3 protein-coding genes are annotated in these 25,753 nt (G+C 40.3%); 1 reads left to right on the top strand and 2 read right to left on the bottom strand.

Annotated elements, in window-relative coordinates; all coding sequences use genetic code 11:
• Positions 1-86: 86 nt before the first annotated feature.
• Entirely contained in the window at positions 87-908 is an 822-nt protein-coding gene (lpxC, locus tag CY0110_RS01315; RefSeq protein WP_035798044.1) for a UDP-3-O-acyl-N-acetylglucosamine deacetylase, read from the bottom strand.
• Between the two features lie 198 nt (positions 909-1,106).
• Positions 1,107-1,253, bottom strand: a complete 147-nt coding sequence (locus CY0110_RS29755; RefSeq protein ID WP_157464514.1) for a hypothetical protein — start codon at positions 1,251-1,253, stop codon at positions 1,107-1,109.
• A gap of 183 nt (positions 1,254-1,436) precedes the next feature.
• Here CY0110_RS29755 and CY0110_RS31310 point away from each other — a divergent pair, with 183 nt between their 5' ends.
• Positions 1,437-25,658, top strand: a complete 24,222-nt coding sequence (locus tag CY0110_RS31310) for a PKD domain-containing protein (RefSeq protein ID WP_035798042.1) — start codon at positions 1,437-1,439, stop codon at positions 25,656-25,658.
• Positions 25,659-25,753 lie beyond the last annotated feature (95 nt).

The following is a 25,753-nucleotide window of genomic DNA, read 5'->3' as shown; positions in this document are numbered from 1 at the left end:
GTATCTGAAGGAAAATAGACGTTACGGTTAGGATGTGGTAGGAGTAAGGTTGAAATTTTATTGACAAATCTTTACATTATGGAACTTTATTTATCTACTGAGTGCAATTTTTTTGCTAGTTGAACATGAAGGTTATGACTCGCTTTATAGGCTAAAAAATGGGCTTGGGGGATAGTGCCTAATAAACTTAAATCCCCAATTAAATCTAAGAGTTTATGGCGTACTGGTTCATTCTCAAAGCGTAACGGAGGATTCACCCAACCTGTGGGATCGCAGACTAAGGCATTTTCTAAACTGCCTCCTTTGATTAATCCTGCTTGTTTTAACTGTTCGATTTGATCAGCAAAACCGAAAGTTCTGGCCGGGGCAATAAAGTTTTGAAAAGGTTCTTTTTTAGGATTCCAACTCACCCATTGATTAGCGATCGCTTCGTAAGGAAAATCAATACCATAGCTAAAGCGAATTTCTGAGGCAGGAATGGCAGCCACAAAGGAATCTCCATCTCGAACCCATATTGCTTCTTCTATGGGGATTCCTAGCACAATTTCCGAGGGATTTAGACCCGATTTAATGATAGCATCTACCCAATTTTTGGCCGAGCCATCTAATAAAGGAACTTCTGGCCCATCGATTTCAATGCAAGCGTTTTCGATACCGCATCCCGTTAATGCAGCTAGTAAGTGTTCTACTGTGCGAACTGTTACACCATTGGCCATTAATTCCGTGGATAATAAAGTTTGATGCACTGCTGAAACATCAGCCGGAATGATGGGTTTTTCGGGTAAATCAACGCGAACAAAATAACGCCCTTGCTTCGTTTCGGTGGGTAAAATCCTTACTGTTGTTTCAACTCCAGAATGTAAGCCAATTCCTGAGACAGTAAATCCTTTTTCGATAGTCGATGTCATTTTTTTCCCTCTAGCACCACATAACTATTTAATATACTTTAACTTAAGCGATCGCAAAACGAATCTCTTCGAGATAGCACTATTACCACAAGTAAAATCGGAGATGATTAAAATTAATCGAATCAATTTCTAATTTTTGTAGATAATTAAACAATTTAAAATCATCGGTTAGAACTAAATATTGATTCTTGGATATTTCTACAATTCTTCGTAAGTATCTCCTTGGCCAACAATTGCACCAACAACACCAATAAGATAAAAACTATAACCATCTGGATGCTTTTCAATAACGATTTTAAACTGTTTTCCCCAGAATGATGAAAGAGGGATATTTTTTTTAGACAATGATATGTTTTGTGTGATCAGTGGGAATACTATCCGTAAGCTTACTTAAAGTCAGGTTAACCCTTGGACTCAATAAGTATATTTACTTATTTGGCAATCTTTAGTGAACTTTATACCAGATTATTCTAATTTCCCCTTCATTTGGTCAATTCCGATTCTAGTTACCAAACTGTTGTTGCTACCATGAATAACAATCCTCTCGAAATCGTTTTCGTTGATACTTCTCTAAATGAGTCTTCTGATTTGATTACAGGGATAATTCCTTCCCAACCAGATAATCAAATGATGGTTGTCACCTTCGATGAAACCGAAGATGGAATCGAAAAAATTAGTGAAACTTTAGGTCAATATGAACAAGAAATTGAAGCTATTCACCTTATTGGACATGGTAACTCAGGGACTTTACAACTGGGAAATAATGACTTAAACACCGATTATCTTAACGATAATTATGACGAATTAATTGGTTGGGGAAATGCTTTTACAGACGAGGGAGACATTCTTATTTACGGCTGTAATGTAGCTGAGGGGACAATAGGAAGTCAATTTATTAACCAACTGGCCAAACTGACAAGGACAGATGTAGCTGCTTCTGAAGATTTGACAGGGAACAGTGAATTAGGAGGAGATTGGGATTTAGAAGTTACCACAGGAGCGATCGCAACTGGATTAGTCTTTGATGATCTGACTCTTAATAGTTATCAATCTGTATTAGTAAATATTAATAATAACAGCGCACAATGGACTAACGGCGAAATCATTGACGATGCTACCATTAATTTTTCTGCTGTCACCCCTGATGTTGAAATTAACTATCAAAATGGGGATAACAACGTCAATAGCTTTGCCTTCACTCGACAAGATAATAGTCAACAAATTACCGCTCAAGAACGAAATACTTTAACCTTTACTGGCAATGATAAAGATGAGACAAAAATCGATCTATCTAATCTCAATACTGACAAAACATTTACGGTAGAGAATGATGGCACTATTATTACTGACTATATTATAGGAGGTACGCCAAAAAGTTTAACAGTTAGTGATATTAAAAACATTGAAGCTGGATACCGTAATACTAATAGCCTTGATCTATCTGATGTGACTTCAGACATTACTTTTACTCTCAAAAGTGATGACAGTATTGCTGTAGTGTACGGGACAAATTCTCTTACCTTTAAGAATATTGATAACTTAAAAGGTGGGCAAGGAAAAAATACTTATACTTTTGAAAATGGAGCCGTTTTAGCAGGTATATTAACTGGAGGAGCAACCAATCAGAATAATGATATTGTTAACGAAATTATTTATCAAGGTTCAGCCGATAGAACCATAACTTTTACAGGAGATAAAACTGGTAATGCAAATGGTTTAATCAATTCAGGATTTACTAAAATAGGTAAAGTAACCACAGGGAAAGGTGAAGACAATATAACAGGTTTTGGTGGTAATGATAACTTTGTTGGAGGAGAAGATAATGATAATTTAGTCGGCAATACTGGAAATGATAGTTTAACAGGAGAAGTAGGAAAAGATAGCTTAAGTGGGGGTACAGGAAATGATACTTTAGTGGGGGGAGATGATAGTGACACGTATCAGTTTGAAGATGATTGGGGAGAGGATACTGTCGTCGAACTTGATAATGAAGGGACAGCAGATACCTTAGATTTTTCTTCTGTAACTCAAGATATTACTGTAACGATTGGTAGCAAGAATGTTTTAGTTGATAGTAATACAAATAAAGTACGAGGAAATAATAATGGAGAAGCTAATTCTATTGAAAAAGTTATTGGTAGTTCAGGTAATAACACCTATAAAATTAGTGATAATTGGGAAGGAAAATTTACCCTTGATAATAGTGAGAATCACACCAATTCAACCCTAGATTTAAGTGCAATTGCTAATCGAAACTTAGATATAGAAATTTATAGCGATGGTATTATTATTATCGATAAAACTTCTGAAACTTCTAAGAAGAACAATAAAATAACTGCACTCGGCGTTAAAAATATCATCGGTAGTTCAGGAATCAATAGTTATATTATCCAAAATAGCGGGCGTTTAGAAGGAACCATTGAAAATCCTGTTGGAAGTACCAATAGCTTTGATTACACAGCTTATAAAGCTGATGTTGCTGTCAACTTGAAAAACGCAACTGTTAGCTTAGATAGTACAAATATTTTTAAACAATCTGCTACGGGGATATTCTTTCCCTTTGGAAATGGAGGGGCAGATGGTATTCCTCAAAATAATGGCAAAATAAGTGAAATTAAAGGAGGTAGCTTCAACGATCACCTACTAGCTGATAGTGATAATAATGTTACCTTGTCAGGGAATAGAGGCGATGATTATTTAGAAGGCAGTAACCAAGATGATGTCTTGTCTGGAGATGCTGGTTTAGATACTATTTTTGGACATCAAGGAGATGATGATATAGAAGGAGGTAATCAGAATGACTCTTTAGATGGGGGTGCCGGTAATGATACGATCGCAGGTGGTAGTGGAGATGATACCGTGATCGCAGGTGCCGATAATGATAGTGTAGATGGGGGGGCTGGTGAGGATAGTCTTGAAGGGGGAGAAGGGGATGATACCATTAAGGGGGGAGATGATGACGACACCATCATTGGTGGGACAGGTAACGATGAACTGAAAGGAGAGACTGGTAGCGATACCTATATTTTTGAAGATAATTGGGGTCATGACGTAGTAAAAGCTATTCAATCGACTAAAAATAAGACAGCAGAACGAGATACCCTCGATTTATCTGCCGTTACCGATAAAGTCACCCATGTTTTAAGCAATAACATCCTCATTGCAGGGACAGGAGAATGGGCAAAAGTTGAGTTAAATATTCCGAATGCACCTTTCCCTACTCTATCGACATTCAGCCTCAAAGTGAATGGTACGACTGTTACTGTTAATATTAGTAGTAGTACCGATATTAATAGTTTAATTACTATTCTTAATAAGAATGAAAACTTTAAACGAAATGGATTAAAAGCCAGTGAAAATAATAATATTTTAACCATTGCTCATCGGAGTTCTGTTGCCGAATTAACCAACTTTTCCTTAAAAGATAACAATAACACAGAAGTTGATCCCAATGCCGTTATCTTTGATGCTTTAGCCTTAGAAATACCACAAGAAAGTCTCAAAGGTACTACCATTTCTTCAGGGGAAGTTCTGACTGAAACAAGCCAAGCACTTCTCTTCGGCCAATTAACCAATTCTATTACAGCAGGAACAGGGGACGACTCCTTAAAACATATAGAAAAAATTGTCGCAGGTGCTGCGGATAATACCTTTATTTTTGGTAACGAATGGGGAACAACTAATAGAATATTTAACTCATTAACTGCGTTCGCTAACAAAAATCAAACCATAACCATTGATACTCAATCAATTAGTGATAATGGTCATAATTTAGTATTAGATTTTCGTGCGGTTAATAAAGAATTAGAATTTGTCTTTAAACAAGAAGAAGATGGACATACCAGTTTAACCATCAAAAAAGCAGCCGAAATTGAAGATCGCTTTGGGTTAGGAACATTAACTGCCGTTGGGGTAGATATTCCTAGTGCTGGAAGTTCGTTCTTTGACTTAGGATATAACGAAATAGTTATCACTCATATTGATGCGAACACCACAATTTATGGGGGACGAAATGAAAATAGCTTTGTGCCAGAAGAAGACGTTTTATTCTCAGGAAATATTTACGGCGGACAAGGATTTAGACCCTATTTTACTGCTGATGGGGTTACTGGTTTCTTAGATCGAGCCGATTCATTTTTAGGAGGAGATTTTGAAGCTATTATCCCCGAAAAAGTGATTAATACGCTGGATATTTCAGGACGATCAGCTACCAGAGAAAGTACCTCAGAAAAAGATTATCTTGCAGAATTATTTTCTCCTAACTTTGTGAATCTGGGCAACTCTATTGTTAATACACTGCAAAACAGAGAAACCAGCGATATAAGAAGTAGTTTATTGACTGGTTTAACAACCCTTGGAGATGACTTTTTAGCCGGAGATGTGCGCTACATTCAAAACATTAATTATGGAAAAGGCATCAATATTTTAGTCGGTAATGGGTTTAGCAGTGAACCTGGTGCATTTGACGAACCATTAAGCATTTTTGATCGCACTTTTGGTAGCAATACTTTCTCTATTGGCGTAAATCCTGTCTCAGCTACCCTATCACCCTTGGTAAATAATGGATTTAAAGAAGGATTAGAGGACGCAATTCTGGATAATTTAGTAGGAGATTTAGGACTTCATCTTATTTATGGAGGAACCGGAGCCGATACCTATAATTTTGAAGGAAAATGGGGCGCAACGGCCATTGTAGAAACCCCTAATATCTTCATTGGGGATGAAGATGAAAATTTACTTCCCGAATCTTTTGATACTATAGACTTCTCTAACGTTTTCAGCGATCTTTCTATCCATGTCTTTGATGGGGCAGAGATCACAGTTGATGACCTGAGAAAAATAGGCGTTGAGATCGATAGTTCTTTTGATGTGGGAGTAGGTTGGAATAATTTTGTTCTGGTAACACCTGATTTCAGCCCCTTAGATGGGGATGTAGACAGCATTTTAGAGCAAATTATCGCTAATGGGAACTCAGGGACATTAAGTGGTGGTTATGTCGCGGCCATGGATATCGAAAATATTATCGGGGGTCGTGGCATTAATACTGTGGTTCTGCACGGGGACGCTCAACTGCAAGGCATTTTGCAGACGAGTACCGGTGGGCAGATTATCATGGACTACAGTCAATATACTACCGACTCAAATGATGATAAAAACACCGATGATATAGAAATTGATGGGATAAGTCTTCCTGATGGTTTCCAGTTTAACGGTATTAATGTTGATCTTGCTGGTGGCTATCAGTTTAATACGCCTGTGGGAACCTATCAATTAGGAAATGTAGTGGGCGTTCAAGGAAACCGCTTTTGGAACGTCACCGAAGCCCTCAGTTACCTCGATGAGTTTGGTGTTGATACCCCCGACTGGTTTAATGACATTGTTGGCTTACTCTCAGATAATACTGCCATTACTAATACCAGTAAAGTTTTAGGAACCTCAGAAAATGACATTTTTGTGGGGGCAGATACGGTAAGTGAGGTATTTGTGGGGAATGGGGGTAATGATGTAGTCTATGGGGCAGCCCCTAACCGCGATCTGTTTGAAATTAGTTTCTCACTAGATGAAGGCATTGATTTTGGTGCAGGGTTTGCTGATAAAAACAGTGTAGATGGTAGCGATACTTATAGTTATGACGGGTTAGATAAAGCCATTATTGTCGATCTATCCCAAGATTTTGCTGTACAAGGTAATGAAACTGTATTAAGCGATATCTGGCAGTTAGCCTATGATAGTGTCAATAGCGGTGTTAACCCCTTACCCCTTAACAGTGATTTAGAAGCGATCGCCGCAGCCAACTCCACCCTCAATACCACCCGACTCTACAGTATTGAAGGGATCGCAGGGAGTACAACGAACGATCTGATGATTGGAGACTTTGATGAAGCCAATACCTACTATTTCAGTGATGATTGGGGTAAAGATGTCATTATTGATCTTAATAACAATAATAGTAAAAACATCCTTGACTTTAGTGGTGTCACTAAAAAGCTTGATATAAAACAAGAAGAGTGGGGATTTAGAATTACCGTAGAAGGTGAAGATGACGAAATCTTAGCTTATGGGGACTTTGAGACTGCTAATATTAACGCTGACTTTAGTTTTGAAGCCGCTTTTCTTCCTTTCCGACGTAGTGTTGATACCAGTAGTAGCCAACCCCAAGCCTTCACCACCAACGCAACCATCGAACCCCAAAACACTGAAACCGAAACCAGCGATCAAGAAAAATTATCCCAAGGGTTGACAAATTTTGCAGATTGGGCTGGTAATTTCAGCAGTAGCATCAGCGATATTACTGGGGATCTGGGCAAAATTCCCTTCTTAGATGAATCTTTAAGCGAACTTTGGAATCTCACTGGGGGAACCATCAGCGATAAGATTAATGAGCAAGTTACGGTTTTAGTCGATGAAGTCTTTACCAACAGCGAAGGAGACATTACCAACGCAGACATCGCAGCTTTAGATAATATTGAACAATCTTTTAGTAGTAACCCCCGTGAGTTTGTCACTACCATTGATCTGACAAGCTTTAGCAAAGAAGTTAGTCTTGACTTTTCGACTGACAGTTTATTAGGGGATCTCGGTTTAGAAATACCGCTTGATGTCACTCAGTCTGAACCCTTACTCTTTTCAGGGGGGATCGATCTACAATTTGCTTTCGGGTTAGACAGTGACGATAACTTCTATATTTATGAACCTACCTTAGTGGGTAGCGTTTCCCTTAACCACGAAAACCCCTTTGATCTGTCGTTGAATATTGGACCGTTAGGAGTGGGTATTGACGATGGAACCATAGATTTTAATGCTTCAGTGAGTTTAGGAAGCGATGGAAAATTGACCTTTGATGAGATAACAGGTGATCCCACAGGGTTACTCATCGGTGATCCCAGTTTAGGGGGCGATGCTAGTTTTGAGGTGTATTTACCAGTTGGGTTACAAGGGGCATTATCAGGGTTACAAGATGAACCCGGTATTATTGAAGCATCCTATGGCAACGACCCCTATGAACAGACAACTTTATCCGGTTTCTTTAGTGAAGTAGCCAGTAGTTTAAGTACCATTAATCTTGATAGCCTCTTCGAGTTTGAAGCGATCAATCTTGATACTTTATTAGAAGGCTTAGATAGTGTCTTGACACAGTTAGTCGATCCCGATGGTATCGCTTATCAACATATTCCCATCTTGGATCAAAGTATGGTGGATCTGTTGGGATCAGGTTCTGTTAGCTTTATTGAAGGGTTGCAGCAAGCGATTGATATTGTTCAAGATGGGTTAAGTGATATTCAGAGTTTGGAGAGGGATCTCAACTTTCAAATTAATGAAACATTGGGCTTAAACTACGATTTTGGGGCAACCAAAGCAGAGTTAGAAACCGCTTTTGATAATTTAGTCAGTTTAGCTATTGAATTAGATGGTAACTCTAGTGATAGTGAGATTGCAGAAGCTTTGGTGGATGATACTCAAGTACAGGATATTTTAGAAGATGTAGCAATTGTGGACGCTAGGGATAATTTAAGCAGTTATGGGTTAGATGATACTGTAACTGATGATCAGATTATTGACGTATTATTTGATGATCAAACCACTTTTAATAGTTTAGTTAGCGATCGCAATTTAGTCGCTGCTAACTCCGATTATATTAACGCCAGAAGCACACTGAATCAATTAGGGTTGGATGAAACCGCCAGCGATAGCGATATTGAAACAGCTTTAGATAATAGTGATGACATTGCCTTTGCCGAAGAAACCGTCGCTATTTTGAATGATGCCGATGCAGATACCTACGAAAAAGCGATCGCCCGCAACTTCTTAACCCCCTACGGTTTAGACGCAAATTCCACTACAGAAGACATCGAAACTGCCTTTGATAATACAGATGCTATTAACGAAGCGAAACAAGCCTTAACGACGCTACAAAGCACGGATGAAGCCATTATTACGGCTGCCGACAACCTAGCAGAATACGGGTTAGATGGTAACTCAGAAGATGACGACATTAAATTTGCCTTGATCGATCGCAGCGACTACAACGATCTTCGTAGCGATCGCAGCCTTCTACAAACTAGCGACATTGATCCTGATGAAGCACAAACCCGTTTAGATGCGTTAGGAGTGGATGGAGATAGTACCGCCGAAGCCATTTATGTTATCTTAGCTGAAAGGGATTATTTAACCGAATTTGAAGCGAGAAAAGGCGATCGGGATACCTTCGCCCTTTATGATAGTCAAAAAATTATCGGACTGGGTTACAGAGACTCTACCTTTACCTTTGAATTAAATATAGAAGAAATTGACATCGAAGGACAAGAAGAATTTTCCCTCAATTTACGAGATTTAGCGAATTTAGAAGGAATTCCTGACACAATTAAAACGCTTATTGGAGAAGCAGACGATCTCGGTTTAGAAGCCGGGGCATCTGGGGAGATATTTATCGATGCGTTGGCTTCTTTAAACTTAGGGTTAGATGTGGATCTCAGCGATGTCTTTAACCCGACATTTTATGTTCATGATGACACCGTATTTGACTTCGATCTCGAACTAGAAACCATTCAACCCTTGGATGCAAATGTTGCGTTAGATGTCGGAGGAACCCCTCTCGGTTTCTGGATCAAAGAAGGAACCGCAGACATCGATCTTGTGGGACATTTAAGCTTTATCGAAAGTAGCGAAGGACGTTATCTGATCAGCGAGCTTAATGATTCTAATATGAACTTTGAGGCTGATGGTTACGCAAAAATTGATCTTCCTTTATACTTCCCCACCGAAGACATACCCATGGGGGGAACCACCGAAGACACCGATAACGATGGTATTGCTGATAACGTTCTTCACATCGATGCCAACTTTGAACCGGGAGGCATTGCAGACATCGAAACCGCCGTTCCTAACTTAGTTTCGGCGGCGGATCTCTTTGCCTTACTCAACGATCCCGATAATATTATTATTGGTTTAGAAACCTTATTCGATACCTTACACGACGGGGTACAAGCTGCTGCCAATGTTCCTATTCCACTTATTGGAGACGCATTAGGCAGTAACATTACTTTCTTCCAAGATGCGAAAAATGACTTATTAGGAACCGAAGCGAGTCCTACCGACTTTAGAAGACGACTACAAGCCCCAGAATTAACGGTTACAACCCTTATAGAAGGAGATGACACCACCCAAGAAGTACAAACCATTTATACCGATGGTGGTTCAGGAACCTTTCAAATAGCCTTTAATGATGAATCTACCATTCTTATTGATTCAACGGCCAGCAATAGCGAGATTGAAACAGCCCTAGAAAATCTTACTATTATTACCGATGTTACTGTAACCGGTGCTGGAACGGAAGCCAACCCCTGGCAGATCACCTTTGCCAGTTTTGGAGATCAGTCGCAACTGATCCAAGATAAGAAAACGACTGTAGAAGTGATTCAAGAGGGATTATACGATGTTTTAGGTAGCTATTTAACCTTAAGCGATGAAAATGGCGATGGTTTAATTAATGCCTTAGATGTTCCTGTTTCCTTAGAAGACGATAACCTACAATTTAACTTACCTTTGTCCGGTAGTTTAGGCAGTTTCAATCTACCCATTGACTTAAATGCTTCTGTACCAGGGTTAGGGTTAGAATTTGGAGACGACTCACAGATTAATATTGACCTACTCTATGACTTTAGTTTAGGGTTTGGCTTTAATAATAGCGATGGCTTCTATATCGATACAGAAGGAACTTCAGACACAGGGGAAGAACTGGTTATCCAGTTAAATGCTACTCTATCCGATGACTTTAGTGCTGAAGCCCGTTTAGGGTTCCTACAGGTCAATATCGATGAAATAGACGCAGGATCAACGGACGATAATGATACTCGCAACAGTGGCTTTTATGGCACATTAGGGCTGGATCTACGGGATACAGATGGGAATGATAATGGTAAGTTAAAAATTGGTAGTATTGGGTCTATTCGAGAAACATTAGTCGGGACATTAACAGCAGAAGCGGATCTCGATCTGGTAGCTTCTGTGGATATTCCTACTGGTAGTGCGGTTACTTTACCTAAAATTAACACGATTATTCGTTACGATCAACTGTTTGCCAATGCCAGTACCGACAGCAATGCAAGTAATACCTTCGGAGAGTCTCCTATTGTTGTCTTTGAAGGGGTTGAACTAGACTTAGGGAGTTTCTTAACGGGTATCGCTTTACCTATTGTCGAAGCCATTGAACCCTTCCTCGATCCCGTGATTGAAGTAGTCGATATTATTTCTACTCCCATTAATCTTGGGTTTGACGAGATTCGTTTATTGGATCTCGCGCAACTGAAACTAACTGAAACAGAGTTTAGCAACCTTGAAAAAGCGATCGATGCGTTGGTAACGTTTGGGGAGTTTGTTGATACGGTTAAAGCTGCCAAAGATGAACCCATTGTTATTAACTTCGGCGACTTTACTTTGGGAAGTTCTATCTTAAGTGATAGTAATGCAACCATCAGTGATGCTGACTTAGGGGGTAAAACCTCAACCGACTTAGATAGTCAAACATCAGGAAATACCAATGCCAGTAACTTCACCAAAGGCATCGGCACTACTTCGGGATCGATTGAATTTCCCTTCCTAAGCGATCCTGCTTCCTTACTGGGTTTAATGACTGGACGAGGGGTGGATCTGTTCCGCTACGATATGCCAGGGTTGAACTTAGTCTTTGACTATACCCAATCTTTCCCCATTTTCACTGGCGTAAATGCGGTTCTTAGTGGTAGTGTGGGGGCTTATACTGATTTAAGCTTTGGGTTTAACACGACAGGTATCCAAGAATGGGCGTTAGATGATAATTTTGCCATTGGTAAAATTGATAAAATTTTCGATGGTTTCTATGTCAACGACTGGGATAGTAACGGCAACGAAAAAGATGAACTTACCTTTAATATGGCGATCGCAGCCGGGGCTTCGTTAGGGTTAAGTGGGTTAGCTGAAGCTGGCGTATTAGGGGGTATTGAAGCGAATATTGGCTTTGATCTCAATGATGTACCCGATCCCATTACCGGGGAAGAAGATGGCTTATTATTTATTGATGAGATCGCCCAACGTTTGCAACAAGAACCCACTCCCTTATGTTTATTCGATACCAGTGGGGAGTTACGCGCTTTTGTAGAAGCGTTTTTATGGGTGGGTATCCGTGTCTTTGGTATTGAGAAGACATTGTATGAAAAACGAGAACGGTTTGTGGATGAACTTCTCTTCTCCTTTAACCATAGTTGTCCCGAACCCGAAGTTGTCGATATTGCTGAGTTAGAAAATGGGTTATTAAGTCTGCGTTATCTTCCTGTGGGTGAAACACAACAACCCGATGATACTGGGGTAGCGTATGAAGTATCACTGTTAGAAGAAGACATCGTTAACAACAGTGGAGAGATTCTTTTTGCAGCCGGAGACTATATTGAAGTTGCCAGTGGTAGTAATGTTGAATATTTCGCTGTAGCTGAGGTTAACACTATCCAAGCAACGGGAACCAGTCAAGCTGATACCTATGAAATATCAGGGTTAACGGGTACTAATATTAATCTAGCAACGGGTGGCGGTAGCGATCTTGTCTTTATAAGTGAAAGCCAAGGAGATGTTACTGTCATGGGTGGATCGGGTAATGACATGATCTTCTTGACAGATGTTAATGGGGATGTCTTGGTACAAGGAGAAGAGGGTAACGATAGTATTGAAGTTAATTATGAAACTGTCACCTACAGTAACGGTAAAGGCAATATTACTGTAGAAGGAGGCAATGATGACGATAACTTAATGTTAATAGGAGGAGATAACGATCGCACTCGTATTCTCAGAGGGGGTGAAGGTAGCGACTTCATCTTAGGTAGCGAAGGAGATGACGAGATATATGGAGACGCAGGGGAAGACTTGATCAACGCTGGAGAAGGTAACGATACTGTGTCAGGAGGAACGGGAGACGATCAAATATTAGGAGGAGAAGGAGATGATCAGATTCAGGGAGATGCAGGTGAAGATGTCATCTTGGGAGAAGCTGGTAACGACACCATTCAAGGGGGTACAGATAACGACTATTTAGTGGGTGGTTTGGATAGTGATAACGTCCAAGGAGAGGCAGGAAACGACACCATAGAGTGGTCTATTGGGGATGGTGTGGACAGCCTCGTAGATGGGGGAGAAGATGCCGATACAGCCAATTTCCAAGGGTACACAAGGGACGATCAAGGGGATGTGGTTGATACGGGTTCTGTTGATACTGTCACCGTTTCTGCCAATGAAGATAAGGTTATCGTTGACTGGGATGGAGATAACGTTACTTTAGAGAATACCATCGAATCTTTAGGGGTGGATCTCGGTAAAGGCAGTGATAGTATTACCTTCAACGATCTTCAAGCAACTAACCTAACTTCTGTTGAGTTGTCTGCTGGTTCAAGTCGATCCATTGTCTCCCAAGTGTTACCGGTTCTCGATGCTAACGGCAACACGCAAACCTATAGTCAAGATACTACCACCACTATCAAAGAATGGGTGAATACCACTGATATTGAAGACGGTTGGGTTGTGGTAGAAGAAGACGGCGATCAAAGTTTAATCTTACGAGAAGTAACCTATTTAGCCGGAGAAACCATAACTGAAACCTTTAATGTACTATCCAAAACTGTTGATACAGCCAGCGATCGCATTACCATTATTGGAGGTACGAATAATGATGAGTTAACCCTAACTTCTGATCAAGATGAAGATGGAGAAACAGGAGAAGCGATCAATATTTTAACCCTAACTCAAACCAATGGAGTCAGCTTCCAGTTACAAGAGTTAGGTAGTAGTAACGATACGATTATTATCGACGGAAATACTGGAGATGATGTTATCAATGCCAGCAGTATTCAAGCTTCTGATTTCATGATCGACGATCTCAGACTATTAGGAAATAGTGGAAATGATGAAATTTTAGGTAGTGATCATGACGAAACTATTATAGGTGGAACAGGGGCAGATACTATCACAGCAAATGAAGGCGTTGATGGCTTTATTCATGAGGAACATTCAGAAGTAGATGACGGTAGTATTGATACATTAATTGAAACCAGTGACCTTAGTTTCTTTGTTAGTGATACTCAGTTACATATTGGTACATTAAACTTAAATGCAGATGGTATTCCTGTTAGTTTAAATACAGGAGAAACCGAAAGTCTTTATAACCTCTTTGAAACCATAAAATTGTTCGGCGATGAGAATAGTAGTAGTAGCTTCTGGGTAGAAGACTTTAGCCAACGGATTGAATTAGATGGGAAAGGACAAGAAGACACTTATTATGTCGCAATGAATGAAACGTTACCTCGTATTAATGGGGGAGTATTTATTTATGATAGTGGGACAACGGGTAGTGATTTAGTGATTATCGAGGGACAAGAAAATGTCGATGATGTTTTCCATTTTGATGTGGATGAAAACTTAGGTGGTTATGTTGAATATCAAGTTTTAAGCGATGCGTTTGATAATTTCCAATCCCTCGATGTCGATGCTTTATTAGCCAATGTAGAAGCAGATAGTGATGCAGGAACCAGTAGTGAAGCGAGAACGATTAATAATAACAGTTCTAACCTTCCTAGAGTCTATTATGATTCTGCTGAAACCTTTGTAGTGTATGGAGGTAGCGGAAATGACCTCTTTATTATGGATGATACGACTGCCGAAATTGATGTTTACGGAGAAGAAGGTAATGATCAATTTTTCATCGGTAATGTGTTAGCAACGGGAGAAGAAAATGGCATCACTTTTGTTACTGAAATTACCAATGGAGTGAGTTTTGAAGGACGCTTTCATGGAGGAGAAGGAGATGACTACTTTGAAGTAAATCATAATGTAGCTGAAATCTTCTTAAATGGTAACAGTGGAGACGATATTTTCTATCTGAAAGCACATTTAGAAAAAACTGATTCAGGAACCCAAGAAGTAGATATTTCTGATATTACAGTTTCAGCAGGAGATGCAGACAGCGAAGACGAAAATAACGCCTTATTTAGCTACGTCACTAACGATAAAGTTAATATTGATGGGGGTAGTGGTTTCGATAGTTTAGTGGTAGCAGGAACTGCCATTGATGATACCTTTTATATCTATACAGAAATCGAAAATAATACCCAAGTTCAACGACTGTATGGAGCAGGTTTAAACGTAGAAAATATTGCCAATGTAGAACGTTTAATCCTCTTAACCGGTGCAGGAAGTGACACGATTTATGTTTATGGTGTTCTCAATGGTCAACAAATTCTAATTAATACAGGAAGCGATGACGATAATATTATTGTCGGAGGAGGAGAACAACAATTTAATATCGATTTACCTACTTCTGGTACTCAAACATTAACAATGCCCGAAAATAATGACTTATCTCAGTTAAAAGGTTTGGTAGAATTAGACGGTTCATCGGATGGAGATACGATCACCTTTAATCATACAGTTGATACTAATGACGAAAATATTTCTAATCTATTTGAAGGGTTATTAAAAGCCGATGAAGAAGACAACTATCAAACCATACAAGGATTTGGTGTTGTTACCAGTGAAACCCAAGGATTAAATTATCGAAACTTTGAAAATGTAATCGTTAATTTAGGAGATGTTGAGAATACTATTACCATCGAAGATAGTAATGTTGATTTAGAAATAGATGGAGGAGGACAAGACGATCAAATTATCTTTGAACAGTCAGACAGTATCGTAGCGATCGCCTCTAGTTTAGCCACTAATCCTAATAATAATAAAGGGGCAATCTTAAGCAATTTTGGGGCGATCGCAGATGTTACTTTTAACAACTTTGAAGAAGCAGAATTAAGATTTGGTCAAGGAGACGATGAGATTACCTTAGATTTAACCACTGAAGATTTACAACTGGATATTCAACTCAATGATGGAGATGATAACGTTACTGTTAATGAAATTGGAGATATTATCGGTAGTGATCAAGCATCAACCAATATTCAAGGACTTGGAGGTAATGATACTGTTGAAGTTAATTTAGAAGGCAGTCCCACTCAGACAAAATACCAAAATTTCTTAGATAATTTAGCCATCAATGCAGAAACATTAACTGTTAATAACAGTAACTACACTCAAGACGCAGCTTGGAAAGTAGAAAATAATCGTTTATCAGTTGATGATGTTGAATTAATTAAACTCGAAGGGGTTGATCAAGTTGATATTCAACCAGGAACTGGAACAAATAATACTTTAACTGTCACAGAAACTAGCCGACAAGCAGATGTTACCTTAGATGATGATACCGTTACCTTAGAAACAGGAGGGAATGTTCTTAGCAGTAATGGTTCAGAAAATTATAATTATTTTGAAAATGAAATCAATTTTGAAGGAATAGAAAACGGAAGTAATAGTTATGCAGAAAATGGGTTTATTCTTTCTACCAATGGGTCATTTTTACAAGATGAAACCATAAGTTCTTCTGTTAAGAGTAACTCCAATAGTGATCAGTTTACTTTAACTATTGATGGAGTTTCTGTATTTGATCTCTCCTCCATTGACTTAGCTAATAGTATGGCAGGAAGTCAAAGCATTACCTTTACAGGAACGAAACTAAATGGAGATACCGTAACAACCAGCGTTACCGTCGATAGTCAAACCGTTGAAACCTTTGGAGACGAAACTGTTAACCCCGTCTTTGCCGACTTCAAACAATTAGTATCTGTGACTTGGACACCAGGAACCACCCTAGTTGATAATATTGTTGCTCAAGAAGTCTTCCCAGATATTCCCACCGTTACGTTATCTCAAGATGGGTTTACAGGAAAATTATATGAACCTGGAGGAACCGTTAGTGATTTTCCTAATTTTGACAGCTTAAGTTATATTTCCACCGCTACCTTTAACAGTATTAATCAAACCAATGGTTCTGGTGGGTTTAGTTTCTTCCCCGCAAGTAGTATTCCTACTGATGATTTTGCAGCACAATGGAAAGGTACTTTAAACGTCACCAGTCCGGACCAAGAAGCGGTTAAAGTTACCTTCTATCTCACCAGCGATGATGGTTCACGACTCATTATTGATGGAGACTCAGACTTTACCTTAGATCATGGCGGTATTCATGGGTTCAGCGAAAAATCTCAAACCTTCTACCTCACCCCAGGAGAACATGACATTGAAGTAGACTTCTTTGAGAGAGGAGGAAACGCAGGAATTAAACTCGAATATGAAATTGATGGTTATCAGTCGAGACAGTTATTAGCAGTTACCCCAGAAGTTACTCCCGATCTTTCTTTAGCTGATGCAACTTCCATTATCATTGATACCGATGCTCTTACCATTAATGGGGTATCTGGTACAGAAGGCATCTTTACCACCGAGTTGATCGAAAACGGTACCATTGTTCAATTCCGTTTTGCAGGTAATATCGTCATTCCCGATAACACCACCATCACAGGTGTGGGTAGTAAAGGAATCTCTATCTACGCAGGAAATAATGTGGTTGTGGGAGATAATGTCACCTTTGATGTAGCAGGAGATGGCACAACAGCCGGTGCGGGTGGAGGTAGTGCATTTGCTGGAGGAACAGGAGGTGCTGGTAGTGATGGCGGTGCTGGTGGTGATGGCGGTACTGGCGGTACTGGCGGTGCGGGGGGTCGCTCTGACGGTAACTCTCGTTATGGTGGCGATCGAGGCAGTGCTGGAGATGATGGTGAAAGGGGTGGTTCTAGTGCCACCGCAACTACGGGTAATAACGGTCAAAGTGGAAACAATGGCATCAATGCGTCAAGTAGTGCCGGTTCAGCAGGTAGCGGAGGTGCTGGTGGAACTGGAAGAACTGGTGGTGCCGGCGGAGACGCTAATCAGGTAGGCGGTGCAGGAGGCCAGTTAGATGATGGGAATGGTTCACCTGGGGATGCTGGTGATAATGGCAACAACGGTGTCAATGGAGACAAGGGGGATGATGGTAATAACGGTTCTGCGGGTAGCAATACAGGAACAGGATTAGTGATCTCTGGTGGGGGTTCTGGTGGTTCCGGTGGTGGTGGCGGTGGTGCCTCCGGTGGTTCCGGTGGTGGCGGTGGAGAAGGCGGTGATGGCGGTGGAGGTGGTGCTGCTGATGAAGATGAAGAAAGAAATTACTTCTTAGGTATTTATACTGGTAGCGACTATGATGTTGATAGTGGTGACGGTGGCGGCGGCGGCGGTGGTGGTGCTGCCGGCGGCGGCGGCGGTGCTGGCGGTGCTGGCGGTGCTGGCGGTGACGGTGGTGCTGGTGGTGGTGCTTTAGAGATCCTGGCGAGTGGACAGGTTATCTTTGGCAGTAGTCTCTTGAGTGCAGAAGGCGGTGATGGAACGTCAGGAACTTCAGGAGGAACTGGGGGTAATGGAAAATCAGGTACTGGTGGCAGTAATGGTAGTCAAGGAGGTAATGGCAGTAGTGGCTCAAATAAACCTGTCTTGGCTGGTGGGACTGGAGGTGCTGGCGGTACTGGTGGTACTGGCGGTACTGGTGGTCTCACTACCGCTTCAGGAAGCGGTACTGCTGGTTCAGCAGGTAGTCCAGTCGGAAATGGTGGATCAGGAAACGTTAATGATGATGCAGGCGATGGGGCTGCTGGAGGTGCTGGCGGTACTGGAGGTGCTGGCGGTACTGGAGGAACAGGGGGTACTGGAGGAACTGGTGCTGGCGGTGCTGGTGGTACGATTAAGCTTTACGGTTCAGTGCTTGATGCCGATAATGCCACTGTCAATACCTCTGGTGGAACTGGCGCGCAAACTGGAGGCAATGGCCGCCTCATATTAGGAGGTAATACCATTAGTGGCAATCAACTGGCCGGAACGCCTAATACGGTTACCGGTGCTGCTAGTACCAGTACCTTTGATGGACCACGGGAAACCAATCCTTTTATCAGTGGGGGAACAGTTAGTGATACGCCGTTAATTGCTGATTTAGTCGGGGGTTCAGAGATTTACGGTTTATTAGATTCTTCTTTGTATGGCACAACGAATAACTTCCCCAGTTTCTTTAATACAACAAATCAACCCATTCCTACGGATGCAGTGGCTGCTGTGTATCGTTTAGATTTAGGCCCCACTGGATACGTTGATGACTATTTCGATATCGATAGTGATGTTGATTTCGATATGGTGCTATTTATGAACCTATCGGAGCAAACCTTACTCAACCCCCAACTAGGCATCGACCTTGATCAAACAAATACCAATTTCCTCAACCCTCTTTTAACTGGTGGTTGGTCACAAGATTCCATTTTCGGTGGAGACGGGGATCTTACCCTTGCTTCTCTCGCATCTGGGGACGTTTGGGCAACTTTAATTCCCAGTGATGATAGTTTATACATCAATGCTACAGTCAATGGCCCGACAAATAATATTAGTGGCGTTAACCTGGTTGATGGACAGTTTGCCTTCATTACAGACAAATCTCAAACCGCTTCTCGTAGTGATTTGACAGGGATTACTAATCTTATTCTCAGTCCCGACGGAAATCATCTCTATGGCATCAATACGGAACAAAATGCTTTAGTTGTGGTTAATGCGGATGACCTGTCTCAGCGTCAATTATTCACCGATGAAGAGAATGGCATAACTGGGTTAGAAGGGGTCAGTGCTATTTCTATTAGCGATGACGGAAACTATGTTTATGTCGCTAGTGCAGAGGATCAAGTTATTTCTGTATTCAGTCGCAACAGCAGCAATGGAAATCTAACGCTATTAGATGAAACACCTATTACGTCTGGCAACCTCGATGATCTTGAAGTAACCAGCGATCGCATTTATGTTAATGGGAATGCTACCCCTTCAGTTCGTATTGCAGGGGAAGGGTTAACCGCTAGTTTATATGTTACCGGTGGAACCATTGACAGTTTTGACGATATTAACGGGGTGACTCCTATTTCAACCCAAGTCATGACTTCTATCGATCAACCCAGTGGTGATACTAATTCGACGAATGGAAGCTTTGATGAGTTGGATGTGTCGGTTGCTCCTAGTAATGATTTTGCAGTCATTTGGGAAGGAGCGATCAATGTTATTAACCCCACTTCTAATAGTGATGTTGCTGTGACTTTCCATTTAGGAAGTGATGATGGCTCGATCCTCTATATTGATGGGGTAGAAGTCTTAAATCATGATGGTATCCACGGTTTTACCACAGAAACACAAACGGTTAATCTCACTCCAGGAAGCCATGATATTCGGGTAGAATACTTTGAAAGAGGTGGTGGTGCTGGTATCGAGCTTGATTATCAAATTTCTGGTCAATCTCAACAACCGTTAACCACTGCTCCAGAAACCTCTACAACAAGCGGTATTCTTGCGTTTGGACGGGATACAACGGGAAATCTAACAACTCCAGCATTGTCTTATAGTAATGCAGATATCACTGAATTTAGCGTTAGTGGCGATGAAACGTTGATTTACGCAGCTACCAGTAATAATGAGTTAAGGGTGATTAATGCTGCTGATCTCAGTGAAAATCAAATCATTACGGGTACAAACAAAGGATTAATCGATATTACAGACATAACGGTTAGTAACGATGATCAGTTTGTTTATGTATTGAGCGAAGATAGCGGTACTTTAGCCATTTATCAACGCAACGGAACTCAATTAAATGATACTCCTGTTCAATTACTACAAGAGGGAGTTGATGGAATTAAAGGGTTAGCAGGTGCTACGGGTTTAACCTTTGCTCAGTCTGGAGATCAAACCTATGTCTATGTTACCAGTGCTGTAGAATCGAGTTTGACCGTATTTGAAGCCGATACTACTACTGGCGAACTCACCTTTGTACAAATCTTACGCAGCTTACCAGGGTTAGACTTCTCTAGTGATGTGGTAAGCGATGGAAATCAGGTTTATGTGGCTTCTACCGATGGTTTTGCCTTAGATCAAGGGGGAATTGCTTCCTTTACCATTAACGATACAACGAACCTTGAACCCGAACAGTTAAGCATTACTTTCAATAATATTAACGAATTAACCGTTAATACTGGTTCTCAAGGGGATTATATCAATCAAATTAATCCTGCTGATGTTACCACTTTAAACATTAATACAGGAGAAGGATCTGATGTCGTTGAACTAGAAGCGATCGCCAACACCACTAACCTTAATACAGAAGGGGGAGACGATATTGTTACGGTAACGGATGATGATGATAGTGATGTCACCTTAAACGTCAACAGTGGCAATGATGATGATACCGTTACCTTAACTCAGGTACAAGGAACCATCAATGTTACCAATAGTAACGGCACTGATCAGGTTATCTTACAAGATGTTGGTGGGGATGTTACCGTAACCGGTGGAACAGTAACCGATGAAGTGACAGTTAATAACAGTGTTGTCGATAACTTAACCATTGATACTAATGAAGGTGCTGATACCGTTGAGTTACTAGCAGTAACGATTAATAATACTGGATCTGTAACAACAGGTAGTGACGATGACACCGTTACCTTAGTTAATGTTACGGGACTTGATACCGTTAACACTGAAGACGATGAAGACACTGTTACGATTACAGGGGTTAACAATGATAGTGGTGTTACGACTATCAGTACCAGCAGTCAAAGCGATCAAGTTACGGTGCGATCGAGTTCTACTGTGGTGAATAAGGTAACGGTGAATACTCAAGGAGATACGGATACTATCTTCTTACAAAGTGCCAACGCAACAGATGAGATTACAGTTAATGGGGGAGGGAATGATGATACCTTCCAAGTGACCGGACAAAATATTGTCGATGGCGCAAATATTACCTTAAATGGAAGCAGTCAAAGTAGTCAGGATACCCTTAACTTTAATTCAGGTACTGGCTCTATTTTAGCCTTCAACGCCAATAGTAGTACCGTTGCTGACAATACCCCCGTAACCCCTGATGGACAGGTGAAAGTTGATGGAAATGGACTGATTAAATATAGCAATATTGAATCTATACCAGGGTTTGAAGCGACGTTTGCCACTATCTCTAGTTCCTTAAGCATCAATGAAGGTGATAATGTTACCTTGGTTGGATCAGCGACACCTGGCACTACATCAAGCAGCAGTAATATTACCATTGAGTCAGCCGTTTGGATCTTAACTATCGGTGCAGAAACTCGCTCTATTGCTATTACCCTTCCCACCGCTAATAGTGATGGTAGCGTTGATATTAGCACAACCCTCGACTGGGATGCTTTATCAAGTCTGGGAGTCAGCAATGATGGTGTTTATGTCCTTACCCTAGAAGTCACCGATAGTGCAGGAACCGTTGCTAATGATTCAACCACTCTGATCGTCAATAATACTAACCCTACCGCTACGATTATTCAACCTAGCAGTTTGATCTTTAATGAAGGTGATAACATTCAATTTGAAGCAAGTGCCAGTGATCCCAGTAGCGATACTTTAACCTACAGTTGGAACTTTGGAGACGGGACGATTGTAAATAATGTGTTGCAACCTCTTCATACTTACGAAGATGATGGTGACTATAGCGTGATCTTTACCGTAAAAGATGATGATACAACAGACACTAAATCCATTAATTTAACTATTAATAATGTTAATCCAATCGCTAAAGCAGGTGATGACATAACCGCAGAAGAAGGTTCAACCTTCACCCTTTCAGGAAGTGCTACAGAAGTAGGTAATGATACCTTTACCTATGCTTGGGATCTCGATAATAATGGAACCTATGAAACATCTGGCCAAACTGTATCCCATTCTTTTGCTGATAATGGATTATACACCGTTGGGTTAGAAGTTACTGATGGAGACGGTGGGGTTGATACTGATACGGTTAACGTCACTGTTACCAATGTTGCTCCGACTGCAACCATCGACAATATTACCAGTATTCGACGCGAAGGAACGCCTATTATTGTCACAGCTAGTGCTAATGATATAGCAGGAGACAATGATACTTTAACCTATCTCTATGAAGTCTTTAAGAATGGAGATACCACAACCTTTGCTACTGAGTCAGGAATAGATCAAACCAGCTTTACCTTTACTCCTGATGATAACGGTAGTTACGAAATTCAACTAACTGTTAGTGATGAGGATGGAGGTGAAACCATTACCTCTCAAACCATCACCGTTAATAATGTAGCACCCACCATTAACACCCTTACTATTCCGACTAACATCAGCGAAGGAGTCAGTGCCGAGTTTACTGCGACTGCAACAGATGTAGGGGATGATACTTTAACTTATACTTGGAACTTTGGAGATGGTAGTGATGCTGTTGAGGGACAAACTGTAATCCATCAATACGACGATAATGGCAGTTATACCGTTACTTTAACGGTTACAGACGAAGATGGGGGAACCAGGATTCAAACTCGCTCTATTACCGTTAATAATGCTTCTCCAGTGGTTAATGCAGGTTTAGATCAAACCAGTGATGAGGGTGCAACTGTCGCCTTTAATGGTAGTTATAGTGATCAAGGTTCTCTCGATACCCATACGGTTGTTTGGGACTTTGGAGATGGGAATAGTAGCACCGATAGTTTAACTCCCACTCATACCTATACTCAAGATGGGGTTTATACCGCCACTCTCACTGTGACAGATAATGATGGTGCGAGTAACAGCGATCAAATTGTGGTTACAGTTAATAACCTTTCTCCCCAAAATGTTAATGCAGGGGACAATCAACTAATTGATGAAGGTGACTCTGTTACCTTTACGGGAAGTTTCGACGATCCTGGTATCTTAGATACTCATACTATTGTTTGGGACTTTGGAGATGGCAATAGTACAACGGGTACTTTAACGCCTACTCATACCTATACTCAAAATGGGGACTATACTGTAACTCTCACTATTACCGATGAACAAGGTGCTTATGCTAATGATACTTTATCAGTAACGGTTACTGCATTATCCGTTCCTCAAAATGTCGAAGCAGGATCGATTCAAGTTGGAAATGAAGGGGACGCTATGAACTTTAATGGTAGCTTTAATGTCTCTAAACCGATGGAAAACTACACGATTGAGTGGAACTTTGGAGATGGTAGTAGTACAAGCGGTACTTTAACCCCCAACCATACATATAGCAGTGATGGCATCTATACTGTAAGGCTTACTGTTACTGATAATAATAGCTTACAAAGTAATAGTGATACTTTGACAGTTTATGTTAATAATGTTGCCCCTAGTTTAACCATTTCAGGGGATGATTCTCTTAACGAAGGTGGAACTTATACGCTAACTTTAGGAACCATAACTGATCCTGGTCAAGAAACTTTAATTAGTTATACCATTAACTGGGGTGATGGAAATATTGAAACGATTTTAGCTGAGAATCTTAATAGCGATCGCACGCTAACTCATATTTATAATGATGAGGATAGTAACCCAACAATTCTGATTAATTTGACTGATGAAGAAGGGACTTATAATAACGTAGCAAGTAAGTCCATCACTGTTAATAATGTGGCTCCTGGTTTAGACATTTCAGGGAATGAAATGGTAGATGAAGGGTCAGTTTATACTCTAACGTTAGGTGAAGTAAGTGACCCAGGAAATGATACAGTAACTAACTATATTATTGATTGGGGTGATGGAAATATTGAAACCATTTTAGCTGAAGATTTAAACAGCGATCGCACCATTACTCATATTTATGAAGATGATAGTAATCCAACAATTCTAGTGAGTTTAACTGATGAAGACGGAACTTATAATAATGTAGTGAGTAAGTCTATCACCGTTAATAATGTGGCTCCTGATTTAGAAATTTTAGGGGATGAAATGGTCGATGAAGGCTCGATTTATACCTTAACTTTAGGAACAGTGAATAATCCAAGTAACACAACTTTAATTAGTTATACGATTAACTGGGGTGATGGAAATATTGAAACCATTTTAGTTGAGGATCTTAACAGCGATCGCACCATTACTCATATTTATGAAGATGATAGTAATCCAACAATTCTAGTGAGTTTAACTGATGAAGACAGAACTTATAATAATGTGGCAAGTAAGTCCGTCAACGTTAATAATGTGGCTCCTGGTTTAGACATTTCAGGGAATGAAATGGTAGATGAAGGGTCAGTTTATACTCTAACGTTAGGTGAAGTAAGTGACCCAGGAAATGATACAGTAACTAACTATATTATTGATTGGGGTGATGGTAATATTGAAACGATTTTAGCTGAGGAAATAAATAGCGATCGCACTGTCACTCATGTTTACAATAATGGGAATAGTAACCCAGCAATTTTAGTGAGTTTGACCGATGAAGATGGCACTTATAATGTTGCTAGTAAATTGATCACTGTTAATAACATTATTCCCGATATTTCTATCGATGATATTGTTATTGATCGTAATGTTGATGATAACAATGTGGCTATTTTTACGATTAATCTTGACCAACCTTCTAACGAGACTGTGACGTTAGATTTTACTACCCTTGATGGAACAGCAAAAGCTGGATTAGATTATACACAGCAACAAGGACAGTTAATCTTTACCCCTGGACAAATCACTCAAACAGTATCAGTTCCACTCCTTGAACCCTTAAGAGGTGATATCAATGGAGATGGTGAAGTTAACCGAACTGACTTTGATTTATTAGTCGCTACTCGCCGAGAACCTTTCAACTCCACTCAAAACATTAGCAAAACATTTTCTCTTTCTTTGACCAACATTCAAGGTGCGTCTACAGTTAATGCTTCTGGAGTAGGAACATTCTTTTATGATCCACGAGATTTGAATAATGACGGAGAAATAACTTTGTTAGACATTAGGTTATTAGGACTGCTAATTTAACCTGAGTTCGGGTTACGTAAATTGAGGTAAAACCCAGTCCATTTTTGGGGAGCAGCGTAAAATACAGAGGAATAGCTCTTTTCTTATAATTGAAT

It is taken from the genome of Crocosphaera chwakensis CCY0110, assembly GCF_000169335.1.
GTDB classification, from domain to species: Bacteria; Cyanobacteriota; Cyanobacteriia; order Cyanobacteriales; family Microcystaceae; genus Crocosphaera; species Crocosphaera chwakensis.
This window is presented reverse-complemented; position numbering and strand designations above follow the sequence as displayed.